Origin of the sequence: Mangrovibacterium lignilyticum (assembly GCF_010882175.1) — a bacterium.
Taxonomy (GTDB): Bacteria; Bacteroidota; Bacteroidia; order Bacteroidales; family Prolixibacteraceae; genus Mangrovibacterium; species Mangrovibacterium lignilyticum.
In genome coordinates this window covers 645,512-659,517 of record NZ_WKLH01000002.1, presented here as the reverse complement: position 1 = coordinate 659,517, position 14,006 = coordinate 645,512, and the positions used below count along the sequence as shown (strand labels likewise).

7 protein-coding genes are annotated in these 14,006 nt (G+C 42.3%); 6 read left to right on the top strand and 1 reads right to left on the bottom strand.

Annotated features, from left to right (window positions below; genetic code table 11):
* The first annotated feature begins 3 nt into the window (after positions 1–3).
* A complete protein-coding gene (locus GJV22_RS10060; RefSeq protein WP_163712480.1) occupies positions 4–1,065 on the top strand; it encodes a Gfo/Idh/MocA family protein in 1,062 nt (353 codons plus the stop codon).
* 44 nt (positions 1,066–1,109) lie between these two features.
* Positions 1,110–2,693 carry an SLC5 family protein gene (locus GJV22_RS10055; RefSeq protein WP_163712477.1) on the top strand — a complete coding sequence of 528 codons (1,584 nt, stop codon included), beginning with the start codon at positions 1,110–1,112 and terminating at the stop codon, positions 2,691–2,693.
* Between the two features lie 95 nt (positions 2,694–2,788).
* Here GJV22_RS10055 and GJV22_RS10050 read toward each other — a convergent pair whose 3' ends face one another.
* Positions 2,789–3,115 (bottom strand): hypothetical protein, encoded by a 327-nt coding sequence (locus GJV22_RS10050; RefSeq protein ID WP_163712474.1) that lies wholly within the window; start codon positions 3,113–3,115, stop codon positions 2,789–2,791.
* 718 nt (positions 3,116–3,833) lie between these two features.
* Between GJV22_RS10050 and GJV22_RS10045 the strand changes: the two genes are divergently transcribed.
* The 4 genes from GJV22_RS10045 to GJV22_RS10030 all read left to right on the top strand — a co-directional run bounded on the left by GJV22_RS10045 (position 3,834) and on the right by GJV22_RS10030 (position 13,834).
* Complete coding sequence (locus GJV22_RS10045; protein ID WP_163712471.1) at positions 3,834–5,738, top strand: hypothetical protein; 1,905 nt, start codon at positions 3,834–3,836, stop codon at positions 5,736–5,738.
* A 560-nt stretch (positions 5,739–6,298) separates the two neighbouring features.
* Positions 6,299–9,949, top strand: a complete 3,651-nt coding sequence (locus GJV22_RS10040) for a SusC/RagA family TonB-linked outer membrane protein (RefSeq protein ID WP_163712468.1) — start codon at positions 6,299–6,301, stop codon at positions 9,947–9,949.
* A gap of 43 nt (positions 9,950–9,992) precedes the next feature.
* Positions 9,993–11,987 carry a RagB/SusD family nutrient uptake outer membrane protein gene (locus GJV22_RS10035; protein ID WP_163712466.1) on the top strand — a complete coding sequence of 665 codons (1,995 nt, stop codon included), beginning with the start codon at positions 9,993–9,995 and terminating at the stop codon, positions 11,985–11,987.
* Positions 11,988–12,037: 50 nt separating this feature from the next.
* A complete protein-coding gene (locus tag GJV22_RS10030; protein WP_163712462.1) occupies positions 12,038–13,834 on the top strand; it encodes a hypothetical protein in 1,797 nt (598 codons plus the stop codon).
* The last annotated feature ends 172 nt before the right edge of the window (positions 13,835–14,006 follow it).

Here is a 14,006-nt window from a genome sequence, read left to right as displayed (position 1 = left end):
AATATGCTTCGACTAGGAATTTTGGGATTGGGGGAAGGCAGAAGCACGATGTCAGCTGCCTTGAAAAGTGAGAAATGGGAGTTGAAAACTATTTGCGACAGAAATGAAGCACTTTGTCAGCAACGCTGCAAAGAGTTCGACTTTCATAATTACACGCTTGATTTTCAGGAAATGTTGGACTACCCGCAGATTGATGCCATTGGCATTTATACGCCTGATCATTTACATGCCACGCATATTAAGATGGCATTGACGGCTGGTAAACATGTGGTGTGTACCAAACCCCTGCTGGATAATTTAGCCGATGCTGCCGAGTTGCTAAAGATTTCTGAAGAAACCGGGAAAAAGGTCTTCGTTGGTCAAAGTTCGCGTTTTTTCGAGCCTATGAAACGACAACGGCAGGATTACGTTGCCGGGGAAATTGGTGAACTGGTAACCATTGAAGCGAACTACAATGCAGACCATCGCTGGTTTTTAGGGAAGGGATGGTCGTTACAGGATAGCTTCAAGTGGTTGTATGGCGGATTAAGTCACCCAGTGGATTTGGTGCGTTGGTACTTGCCCAATATTGAAGAAGTGATGGGCTATGGAATGCTCAGCCCAAACGGAAAAGCCGGAGGGCTGAAGAATGAAGATACGATGCACTTTATTTTGAAAGCCACTGATGGCCGAATTGCCAGTGTTAGCGGTACTTACACCTGCCCGATTCAACCACAACAACGCGACAGCGAAATGACCTGTATTTTGCGTGGAAGCGAAGGATGCAGTCAGGGCGATTACATGGATTTACGCTATGCAATTACTGATAAAACAGGGGAAGAAAAGCTGATCACCTTCGACCATAAACTAAAGCACTATTTCCGTTTTGAAGGCAAGTCGCATCATGCCGGAGAATACCAAAATTACCTCGAATATTTTGCCGATTGTCTGGAAAAAGGAGTGACGGCTTATCCCGATTTAAAGGAGGGAATTGGTACCATCGCTGTGATGAAAGCAATGGAAGAATCACTAAAAACAGGGGTGCCTGTCAAGGTGAAGTCGCTTCTCGAAGATATTCCATTATGAAATAAATAAACCAAATTAAACGAAATCATACCTAAACAAACAACATGGAGAGTATCAATAGTTTTTTGCAGCCAATCGATTTTATTGTCGTTGCGCTGTACCTTATTGTTCTGATCGGAATTGGCTATTGGGTCAGTTTTGTGAAAGGACACGACGAAGATGAAAATCTGTTTTTGGCAGGCAAAACCTTAGGATGGTCCAGCATCGGGCTGACGATGTGGGGTACCAATGTTGGACCTTCGATGTTGATTGCTTCGGCCAGCATCGGTTATACAACCGGTATTGTTGCCGGAAACTTTGGCTGGTATGCCTTTGTTTTTATTTTGCTGTTGTCGCTGGTTTTTGCTCCCCGTTACCTGGGGGCGAATGTTCAAACATTACCTGAATTTATGGGGAAACGTTTTGGACAGTCGACACGAAGTATTTTGGCATGGTACACATTGGTGACCATACTGATTTCGTGGTTAGCGCTGACGCTTTTTGCCGGGGGGATCCTTGTTGGGCAAATCCTCAATTTCCCACTATGGATTTCGGTGATTATTCTGGTCTGCATCGCTGGCTTTTTCACTATAGCCGGTGGATTGAAAGCAATTGCTTACACCAACGTATTTCAGATGATTTTACTGATAGCTGTTTCCTTGTTTTTGACGGTTGTCGGTTTGGTGAAAGCCGGAGGACCGATGGCTGTTTTCGAGCACACGCCAGGCAATTACTGGAATTTATTGCTGCCGATGGACAATGACAATTATCCCTGGCTGGCTATCGTACTCGGCTACCCGGTAATGGGCGTTTGGTTTTGGTGTACCGACCAGTCGATGGTCCAATCGGTTTTGGGTGCCAAAAATTTGAAGCAGGGGCAGCTTGGTGCTAACTTTACAGGTTGGTTAAAGATTCTGGATGTTGCTCTTTTCATTATCCCGGGAATCACTTGTTTCGTTCTTTTTCCAAATCTTTCGAACCCGGACGAAGCGTATATGACGATGGTCACTCGTTTGCTGCCTTCCGGGATGATTGGGATGGTCATGGCTGTGTTGATCGCAGCTTTGGTGAGTACCATCGATTCAGCACTGAACTCTCTCAGTACCGTTTTTACGATGGATATCTATGTGAAGCGATTCCGCCCAAAAGCCACGCAAAAAGAGATTGTGCAGATTGGTCGGGTGGTAACAGTTTTGGGAGCCGCTATTGCTGTTTTAATGGCATTGGGCATCGACTCGATTAAAGGCCTGAACCTGTTCGATGTGTTCCAGGCAATTTTGGGTTTCATTGCGCCACCAATGGCTGTTGTCTTTTTGTCCGGAGTGCTTTGGAAACAAACAACGCGCAGAGCTGCCAACTTTATTTTGTCTGTAGGAACGATCTTAAGTATTGGAACCGGAGTGTTTTACCTGTGGATTTTCCCGAAAGAACAATATGACTTTTGGCCTCATTTCCTGTTGCTTTCTTTTATTTTATTTGTGGTTCTCTCGGTATTGATTGTCGTTATTTCATTGCTCGATAAAACAAGCAATACCGTTAACGAATTGGACTACGGGAAATTGTCGAAGCCTTCAAAAGGGGTTGTCGGCCTGTGGATCGCCTTGGTTGTTGTCATGGTTGGACTTTATATACTCTTTAACGGGCATTAAGTCTATTTTATTGAAATAACGCAAGCGATAAAAAGAGGGATGCAGAGAAAAACTGCTTCCCTCTTTTTGTGTCGAAACTCCTCCAAAAGATCTGTTTAAAAAGAAAAAGGGAAGGGGCTGCTGGCATTGTGCCCGTCCAGTTTCAACGTCCAGAAACTACCCGGTAACCTTTTTAGCACCGTTGGGGATAATGTTTTCCGGGAAAGAATCATGATTTTCCTGGAACAAATCATGATTCCTGTGGAATAAATCATGATTTCTCTGGAATAAATCATGATTTTCTTGGAACAAATCATGATTTCTTTGGAATAAATCATGATTTTCTTGGAATAAATCATGATTTCTCTGGAACAAATCATGATTTTCTTGGAATAAATCATGATTTTCTTGGAATAAATCATGATTTCTCTGGAATAAATCATGATTTCTCGATAGTGTCTCAGATTTTGTGTGAAGATTAACTGTGTCAATTGTTTGAGGGGTGTTGAGGGCGTTCAAATAACTGTGGATTGTTTTCTTGCAAAAAACTGCACTGCAGCAATGGTCGTTTACCAACATACATTAAAGCATGGCAGCTATAACATAGAATGCTGCAGCAGCTCAAAGCACAAATGCAGGTTGAAATGGACATCGAACTGACTCACAATAAAACATTAGTTCGCTGTAAGGAACATTGCCCGCCCGACGGTCTCCAGCGAAGTCTCCCCGAGAAGCTTACCATACTGCAAGAACTGTTATGCAAACGTTTACAATAAAAGCTTAATGTGATGTATCTTGTTTAATAACTGTTGTTTAGCGTATTTAGACTGGTATTTGTAAATGTGTATTAGAGCCCATTTGGTTTATTAAAAGCTGATTTTTATATTTTACCAAGAGGGTGAAAGCTGAAATTCGGCGCTATCGTGTGGCTGCTATGTTGCCAAACATTTTTCAAAACATTAAATGTAATCGTTTACATTATATCTTTCGGATAATTAGATTGTTAGCTCTTGTTTTGTTGAAACTAACTGTTATTTAGGCTTTTCAATATCTTAAATTATCCGGCAAAATGCTTGCAGCATTAAATTCTTCTGTTTACGTTTGTAATCCAAACTAGATCACAATTAACTATTGATTTCTAATATTAAAATTTATCAACTTATGAAGAAAACGTTTTCAAATCTAAGATGGTTGCCAGTTCTTGCTTTAATCCTTGGGGTTATCGCGGTGTCATGTAAGGACGACGAGGTGGCAGAACCGGTTTACCTAATGACAACAAATGTTACGTCCATTAGCTTAGACATGAACGATGGAGATGTTGTTACTGAAACGATCACTGCGTCAACCACTAAAGATGGTGAAGCTTTTACGGAAAATTACACATTCACTTCAGCTGATCCTCTTGTGGCCAGTGTCAGCAATACAGGTGTTGTTACAGCTGTAGGGGGTGGAAATACAACTGTATCGGTATCAGGAACTTCTTCTGGTCTTAAAGTAACTATTCCTGTGGAAGTTATCGCTGCTGAACCTGCTCCAACGTTTACAGAGCTTCGTTTGCTTAACGGTTCAGTTGAGTATACCTGGGATACTGAAAAGATGACCGTTACTGATGTTGTTGTTTATGATGAAGCAGGAGAGGTTACGCTCTTAGGAGGTGATCTTGAGGCTGATAAAAATGCCATCGACTTCTTTTTCTTGCCCGATTATACAAATGGGTCTTTTATTATGAAACCTACCGGAAGAAGCGATAAGTTCAAAGCCGGGGTGACTGTTCAGGTGAAAATTACAGTTGAGGGATCAGAAGATCCAGTATGGAAAAATCCAACAGTTCACGATCAGTTTGCCACTACAGACAGAACGCTTACTACAATTTCTTTCGACTGGGATATTGCCTGTGTTAACAGTGGTATTGTGCCAGCAGGTGTAAATGTTTATTTGCGTGGTGCCCCTATCGTAGATGGTGGATATTACGTCAGAGGCGATGCAGTTAGCTATGCAGAAGTAGGTTCTATTGTAGCAGATACTGCTGTAACAGTTTCAGCTCTTATTTCAAACGAGTCTTACTGGTTCGATATTGTTGATGCCTCGGGTACTGTGTTAGACTCTACCAATACAACGATGCCAAGTCCAATTTCAGGAATACAGGCATCTAAAAATGAGTCTGTTTGGTATGGAGATGCTTCTTCTGCACAAAACAGCATGGCTGAGTGTCGTAGAATCACTGATCGTATCCAGATTGGAAATGGTGTGACTTATGAAGATATTTCATCCGTGCAAGTTAAAGATGCTGCCGGTAACGTCCTTGCTGAGATTGGTGCATGGAGTCAAGACAAGACAGTTTATGAATATTCCTATATTAACGCGGACGCTCCTTATGTGACTCCGACATTCGATGAAGCTGCTGCGCTTACAGCGGCATATGTTCATGAAAAAATTGATCCGGCAGATGGTAAAAATGGTGAATTCAAATATATCTCATTCTACGATCTTCCATATTCTGAGGATGCTTACACGGTAGTTCTTAATACTTCCGATGGTGAGAGTTACGAGAAAACTTATAATACGAAGGCGAATAAAGAAGTTAAAAACCGTGCTCAGGTTCGTATGAAATACGCCGATGCGACTGCTATTAACGATGCAAATGTACAAGTGATGTTCTACACCAATGTGCCAGGAGACGAAGGCAATATTACTTTCAGAATGTCTGATACGAATATCGCATCAATATCTGATCAAGGTGTGATTAATTTCACTGAAAACGGTAAATCAGTAGTTTATGCTGAAGCTCCATCTGGCCAAAAGTATGAAGATGGTGTTCTCGCAGCCCTTTCTTACGCTGATAACTATTGGCAATTTAATAACAACGGTGTTGATGTTGCTGGTACACTTGACATTACGTTTAAATCTGAAGTTGAAGGTGCAACTTTTGCTTCTGCGACTTCAAGCGACGAAGCTATTGCCACTGTCGATGGATTAACTGTTACTGGTGTTGCTTCCGGAACTGCTATCATTACGATCACAGACAGCGAGGGTAACACTGCTCAAATGACGGTTGTTGTTAACTAATCTGATCACATACAAATAATATAAAAGCAAGCCTCCGGGCTTGCTTTTTTTTGTGCCATGTTATTACGTGATTTTGAAAGTTAATGTCGTGTGGAACAGGTTTGATAATATTCTTTGTATTTTGTCAATTAGTTGTATTTTAGGTTATTGTAGCCAGTTTTGCACGAGTTATTATATTTTTTGAAATTTAATGTAAACGTTACCATTATTTTTTATTACTTTTGACTGCATGATGGAGTGTTATCCGATTTCAAACCTGATGCTGACTTAGAGTTAAGAGGTGCTTATTGAAAACAATAGTTAAAGTGTACAATGCTTTAAATATTAGAGTTCTACGAAAACAAATCTTTACTCCAGGTTAGCTCAGAGTTGTTGCAATCACAAAATAAAAACCTGACTGGCATTCCATGTAAACGTTTCCATTTGATTACTACTTGGCCGAATGAAGAGGTCGCTGGTTGTAAAGACGATGGAAGTTTAGGAAAAGTTGTTGCATTCTCAAACCAGCACTATTTAACTAATATGAACACGATAATTACTAATTTAAACCACAAAATTTTATGAGAAAAGGTCTTTATTCTAAGTTAGCTCCGGGTTTTGGGAGACTACCTTTTCCGGCGAAAATGACGTGTCTGCTGTTTGCTTTCATGTTATTTACACATGTACAAGCTACAGCATCGGTTGGCACTCTTGCTTCAACAATTACTATCGAAGCTTCAAATGAGAAGTTGTCAACCATTCTACACAGAATTGAAGAGAGCACAGGTTATCAGTTTATTTACGAAAGTAATGATGTGAATTTTGATGAATTGGTAAGCATTGAGGCAGAGAATGCATCAATTGAGACCGTTCTGAGCGAGGTTCTTGCAGGACAAAACCTTGAATACAATCTTGCTTCCGGTAATAAGATCGTTATTGTGTCGGCTGACTCACCTTCGGCTACAATGCAATCTGAAGACGTTATTACTGTATCGGGGGTAGTCAGAGACGATACTGGCCCGCTTCCCGGCGTTACAGTTGTTATCGCAGGAACAACAAACGGAACGATAACCGATGTCAACGGTAAATATTCGCTCGCACAAGTTCCTGCCGACGGTTCTATTATATTTTCGTTTATCGGAATGGAAACTCAAACGATTTCGGTAAAAGGGAGAACTTCCATTAATGTTACAATGGCCTCCGGAAATATTGCACTTGAAGAAGTTGTTGCTGTAGGATACGGAACACAAACTAAAGGAGCTCTTACTGCTGCTGTCGCTACTGTATCAGCGCAGGAAATTTCCGAACTTCCGGTTTCAAATTTGTCGGAATCATTGCAAGGGGTAATTCCCGGGCTTAATATCAGCAATGTTTCCAGTCGGCCGGGTGAATCGGCTGATGTGAGCATTCGCCAGACTTTTAGTCTGTCGAAAGACGGAGGTACTTCAGTTCCTCTTGTAATCATTGACGATGTGATGCAATTGGATGCCAATACCGGCCTTCCAACCTTGGAACAGTTTAATATGCTGGACCCTTCTGAGATCGAAAATATAACAGTGCTTAAGGATGCGAGTGCTGCAATTTACGGAGCTCGTGCGGCGCAAGGTGCTATCATTGTTACAACGAAAAGAGGAAAGCGAGGAGTTGCAAAAATTACTTATTCCGGGCAAGTTACCTATAACGATGCAATCAGCCACGGTAAAGTTTTAAGCGGAGAAGAATACGGTAATTACTGGAATACGCTCGTGGATATTACCGGCGACGCGGAAGTAAATGACCTTTACTCGATTAACGAGATCTACGATATGTCCCGCGCCAATTACAACTGGCTTGACGAAGCCTGGAAGGCGAGTATGACACAAAGACACTCGGTAGGGGTTAGCGGCGGTTCAGACAATGCGACCTATTATGCAGGGATGTCTGTTTTTGATCAGGGAGCAAACCTGGGGTCGCAGGACTATCAACGCTATAACTTCCGTTCAAATGTAACGGTGAAAGTTGCAGATGGCTTAAAATTGAATGCAAACCTTAGTGCAAACAAGGGAAATCTGGAACGTTCGTACACAAAAGCCAGCGCAAATATCAGGAATGGTTATGCTACAGGGACGAGAAGTGATTACGCCGTTCTTTTGCACATGCCAACGCATATCCCATGGGAAGTAGCGTATGAAGACGATAACTACTTTTTCTCTCCGCTAATGGGAACGACGATTGCGACTACGGCATCTTCGGTCAACTCGAAATCGAGCATGGCGGGATGGAACTATTTTGCAAATGAGGCTTCGGGTTCCAAATCCATTGAAGAGTCAATGTCTTATAATGCTAATTTCGGGTTGGAATATGAAGTGCCTTTTATCAAAGGCTTATCGGTGAAAGGAACCTACAGCATTCAGCAAAGCTACACCGAGGGCGACCAGGTCGCACTTCCTGTAGAGTTGTTGTACCAGGAAAATACAAATCAGGTTAACCACCACCTGTACGACCCTGATGCCAGTTTTGTATCGGCAACAAATAATGGGGGTGATGATTTGGAGATTCTTTATGATACCCAATATAACAAAAGAGACCAATACAACTTTTACGTCAATTATTCGGGTTCATTCGGCGAACATACTATCTCTGCGATGGGGGCAATAGAACGTTCCAAAGGATACCGAAGCAGTCAGCGTAAGATCTATTCCAACCCGGATGATCCCTATTTAGGGGGTAGTTCTACTGCCGGTGATATTCAGGATGGGTCCTATGTCATGAGATATCAAAATGCCTCGATGTCATACATTGGTCGTGTGAACTACTCTTACAAAAACAGGTATTTGGCGTCATTCCTTATTCGTAGCGATGCCTCTACAAAATTTGCCCCGGATAACTATTGGGGGACATTTCCTTCCCTTTCTTTAGGTTGGGTCATGTCTGAGGAATCGTGGTTTGAAAATGCACTGCCTTGGGTTGATTATTTAAAAATTCGTTATTCGCTTGGTGTTACCGGTAAGGATAATATACGTGCATGGCTTTGGTTGCAACAGTATGATTATACTTCAGACGGTGGTACAGGGTTTGGCGAAGACGGAGGTAACAAAGTCGAAGGTTTAAAGCCTGGGAAATCTCCTAACCCGGATGTTAAGTGGGATAAAACCTACAAAAATAACTTTGGTATTGATGCAAGCGTGCTGGACGATCGTCTGACGCTGGGCTTTGATTTTTACTACGATATGTCGCGAGATATGTTGACAGTGATGAGTGCACAGCTGGGATCTCCGATTACAACAGGAGGAGCCTTCACGGAACAAAACTACAGCGCGATTGATGCCTGGGGATATGAAGCACAGATACAATGGAGCGATAAAATTGGTTCCGAATTGCGCTATAGCATTGGTGTTAACTGGGGACGCAGTAACAACAAGGTTGTGAAGTATTTCGAATCGAACTATCGGTATCCTGCCGATGTTAGCATGAAGGAAGGCGAATCAACCATCCGTCCTTCGTTCGGTTATAAAGCCTGGACAGCGACTTCGGGTGGCGATGGTATTCTTCGCACCCAGGGAGATATAGATAGCTATTGGGACTACCTGTCGCAAAATGCTACGACTGCAGGAAGCGATGGAGCTTACTACTTTGGTGTTACCGATAAAAGTCAAATGCAATTGGGTAACTTGGCTTACCAGGACCGTTATGGTAAACCCAATGACGATGGCTCGATGAGCGAAGCCGACGGTCGTATTGGTGAAGATGGTAGCCAGGATTTCTACGAGCTTTCAAAAGCAAATGCCCATCATGGGTTTGTAACGAACCTGGGACTTAACTATAAATCATTCGGACTAAAAACACAGATTAGCACTTCGTGGGGAGGTGTAAGATATATTGACAGAGTACAATCATACACCAATGATTTCTTCTGGAATCCTGAGATTTTTTGGGCTGATATGTATAATCCGAACAATCCATCGGCTGGGCGTTACCCAATTTCATCTGTATCCGGCAACCTGAACGAATCAGATTTCTGGGAAGTAGGCACATTCAGATGCTTTGTAAGAAATATGTCTTTAAGCTATAATCTACCAAAAGATTGGATGAAGGCTATCGGTGTCGATAAAGCTTCCTTTGTTGTGACTGGATATAACCTGTGGGATTTATACAATCCATATCCGAAGAAATATCGAAATATGTACGACTCGTCAACGGCCGGCTATCCGACTTTACGTTCCTGGTCATTGGGAGTAAATGTTCAGTTCTAATCAGGATATTGAAGATTATATTTTAATACTAAAGATTATTCAAATGAAAAATATACTGAAACATATAACATTAGGGCTGGCTATTCTGACTGCGTTCAACTCTTGCAGTGAAGATTTTTTAAAGGAAGCCGGGCCAATTGACCGCTTTGGAGATAATATCTACGAAAGTGAAAACTTGCTGAATCGCCACGTGGCGACACTTTATACCTACTATTTTTCGGGTTTTACTTCGCCTGATCGGAATTTGGTCGGAGTTTATACAAATATGCCGTCTCGCCTTACTGAAGAGCGTGGAGGAGGAATTTCTTCGTATAAGTGGATTCAAACAAATGCATCCTATTCAACCGGAGATGACTCCATGTTTCCATCATACATTGGTCCTGACCGCCTGAGCAGTTCGGTTACGAACTATTCGTACGACCGGATTCGGTACGTTACAGATGTTCTGGAGAAGATAGATGCTTACGGAGCTGATTACCTTTCTGAAAAATTCAGAAATGAAGTGAAAGGGCAGATGTATTATCTGCGTGCTTTACAATATTACGACTTGATGAAGGTTTATGGTGGTGTTCCAATTGTGACCAGTGTGCAAAATTCATCAAGTGATGATGAATCGATCAAAATTCCTCGTTCCACAACAGGAGAAACGGTTGCGCAAATTATTTCTGATTTGGATATGGCAGCCCAGTTGCTTCCCGGTACCTGGAGCGATCCTGCTTCAGACTATGGACGTCCTACTTCCTGTGCGGCGCTGGCCCAAAAAGTTCGTGTGCTGTTAACTTATGCCAGTCCGCTGTTTAACCCGAACTGGGAAGATGCATCCAGATGGCAGGATGTTGTAAATGCAGGTATGGAGGCAGAAACCGCCTTGGAGGCTGAAGGTTATGGCCTTTATGGAAGTTCTGTAAAAGATTGGGAAGAAATGTTGAGCGAAGATGCTTACAGTGCGTCAAGTAATATGGAGGCAATTGTCATTCAATTATTGAATGCCCCGGAAAGCGGTTCGAGCAATGCTTACCAAAACAACTGGGAAAATGGTTTGCGCCTGGCTAGTCAGGGTGGTAGTGGGGGCGTTGCTGTTCCCCGCGATATGATTGATCTATTTCCAATGGCTGACGGTTCCCGTCCAACTCCCGGAAACGGTTACGATTCTTTCAAATTCTTTTTGAACAGGGATCCTCGTTTTTATCGCACATTTGCATTTAACGGGGTAATTTGGCCTTACCAGGAGAATACTGCAGACACCTTATATACCTACATGTGGCAATCGGGTTCTACTAACTATTTCGCCGGCGAGAATGATAATATTCAGAGCCCCGTGTTTGTGCGTAAAATGTCTGGAAATGCCAGTGCATCCAGTACGAATTATTCGTTGTCGGGAATTAACATCATGGAATATCGTTATGCTGAATTTTTGTTAATCATGGCCGAAGGTTACGCAGGTGTTGGCAATACAGCCATGGCTGCGGAATACATCAATCGTGTTCGCAACAGGGTAGGTGCCGGAGAGATTGATAATCCAAATGGAAAAATGGATGCATTTAACGCCGTTTTATACGAGCGCCAGGTTGAGTTGGCATACGAAGGTAAACGCTACTGGGATATGCAACGCTGGATGTTGTTCAACGATGGAGGAGACGAAGCGATTACCACAAATAATACCTGTAACAAGATTGGTGTAGAGCCAATGGCCGGTGGCGCACGCCGAGGTTATTTCCTTAAATACACAGGTACTGTTTCCGGCAAAGATGATCCGATTGCTGAGGCTAACTTAGTCGCAGCCGATCCAAACTCGGCCAACTTTCAAAGTCAATTGGAGGACTTAGGCGCTTGGTATGATGCTAATTTTGAAGAAGCGGAACTGTCCAATTATATGGATCAGTACTTGCAGCAAGAGAATGTGTTTACATGGAATAACAACTACTATGTGAGTGGCTTCCGTTCAAACCTGCTTACCCAAAATGATTGGTTGGTGCAGACAAAAGGATGGAGTACTGAGACTGGTGCTGCGGGAACATTTGATTTCCAGGCAGAATAATATTACGCTTCAAATTAAATTATTGAACAGAATTCTTTAAAAATAAGAATATGAAAAAAATTATAAATTACTTGGTACTTCTTGGGGTGGTACTGAGTATGTCTATGGCCTTTAATGCCTGTAAAGATGACATAGACGGAGGGGATGAAGTATTCATTTTTCAGCCGATTAACCTGACTTATTCGCTTGATCAAGATAAATTCTCAAGCACGTACAATATGGGAACTTATACGTGGGAAGATCGGGACGAAACTCCTGCTACTCATTATTTAGTGACCACCTATAAGGGACTGATTGAAGAAGGTGGCACGCCAATCTCAACGGTCAAAGAAGTTACTCACATAGAAGGAGTTGATGATTATAGTGTGCTGGTTGATGAAGAACTCCTGAGCGGAACAATATACGAAGTGGAAATTATGCCCTATATGAACGAAACTCAGGGGCATGCGGCAACGATCACATTCGAGTCTGTTATTGACGACATCGTGGGAAGTAATACGAAAGTTGCAACAACTGCAACAACAGCAACCTTTAAATGGAAACCTATTGGTGCCGGGGTGGCAAAGAAAATTGTCGTGACGCCGAATGAAGATGATCTGAATCCGAATGCTGAGGAAACGGCTGTTGTTGTTGAAATGGAGATTCCTTCTTCTTCTACTTCGATAACCGTTGAAGGGTTGGTTTCTTTTACTGGTTATACTGCAGAACTGATCGATAAGGACGGCGGAGTTGTTGGCCGCTATACGTTGAAAACATCAATGTCAGGTGGAGCAATTGTGTACAACAGTAGCGAATTGGCTATGGCTATCGAAGAATTTATGTCGAGCGGCGGTGCAATTACGCTTTCTGCTGAACAAACAACCGATTACGAATATTCAGGCCCCATGCCTACCGGCGATATTTACTTGATGGGACCTGAGTCTTACGACGGTACGCAAGCTTCTACTGTAACGATTAAATTGGCTGTTGAATACCAGGAACAAAGCGGTATGCTCAACTTGATGCGACTAAACATCGATGGTAATAATGAGTTAGAAAACTTCATTACGTTCCAAAGTGCCAATATGGATGTTGTGGAACAAGGTGTTCCTGCTGAGGCAACTGGTATCAATATTCAGGATTGTTGGGTTGTTAATTATACCGGATCAGCGATTTACTCGCCGAAAGAGGCTTACCAAAGACTCGAGAGTATTACGATTTCGAATACGACTTTTGCAAATATTTACGGTAGCCTGATTGACTTCAGAAAATGGGACGAGGAAGGCGTAAACTCGAAATTTGAGGCAGGTAACCCATATTGGTGTTCAGCTGTTAAAAATATTACAATCGAGGGATCAACAGCTTATAAGGTAGCCACTCAAGGTGGTACGATTGAAGGTGATGTTTATACACGTGGAAATTCTTTGGTGAGAATTGACGCTGGTAAGAATTTAAATAACAACACCTTGGGAAGTACGTTTACGCTTTCTAACACGACCTTGATTGCAATTGCTGATGAAGCTCCAATCTTCCTGGTTGAAGATTACAACTATGAGGGAAAATCATACGCGGGTGGTATCTTTGTGCAAGATTGTTTGTTTGCCAATATCAGCAATGGTTCGTATTCAACAAGGACCGGACAGATAGCTAATGGCTACAACTTTAACCCGTCAACAAATGAGGCGGCCGATGCAGTGTCGATGACTACAAGAACTTCTTTAGCTCAATTGTACGGTGCAAACTCAAATACGGTGAATAATCCACTCGCAGGACCTACAGTTTCTGTCACATTTGCCAATCTGAATAACCTGGACTTTACGATTACCGGTGGTTCAGCATCGAAAGGTAATCCAGCGTTATATGAATAGAAACTCGATTTATGATGATGAGTCACTCTAGAACAGACTGACGAGTTGTTAACTGATATAGGAGAAACCGTTGAGATTATTCTCAGCGGTTTTTTTCTTTCCTTAAAAAGGAGTTTTCATGTTAAACCATTTTTTAATTTTTCTAAAAGAGACCCTCAGTATGTTCTACAAC

Excerpts from the sequence above, each read along its gene's own strand:
- GJV22_RS10045 (WP_163712471.1), top strand. The coding sequence starts at position 3,834 with ATGAAGAAAACGTTTTCAAATCTAAGATGGTTGCCAGTTCTTGCTTTA.
- GJV22_RS10050 (WP_163712474.1), bottom strand. The coding sequence starts at position 3,115 with ATGATTTATTCCAGAGAAATCATGATTTATTCCAAGAAAATCATGATT.
- GJV22_RS10060 (WP_163712480.1), top strand. The coding sequence starts at position 4 with ATGCTTCGACTAGGAATTTTGGGATTGGGGGAAGGCAGAAGCACGATG.
- GJV22_RS10055 (WP_163712477.1), top strand. The coding sequence starts at position 1,110 with ATGGAGAGTATCAATAGTTTTTTGCAGCCAATCGATTTTATTGTCGTT.
- GJV22_RS10035 (WP_163712466.1), top strand. The coding sequence starts at position 9,993 with ATGAAAAATATACTGAAACATATAACATTAGGGCTGGCTATTCTGACT.
- GJV22_RS10040 (WP_163712468.1), top strand. The coding sequence starts at position 6,299 with ATGAGAAAAGGTCTTTATTCTAAGTTAGCTCCGGGTTTTGGGAGACTA.
- GJV22_RS10030 (WP_163712462.1), top strand. The coding sequence starts at position 12,038 with ATGAAAAAAATTATAAATTACTTGGTACTTCTTGGGGTGGTACTGAGT.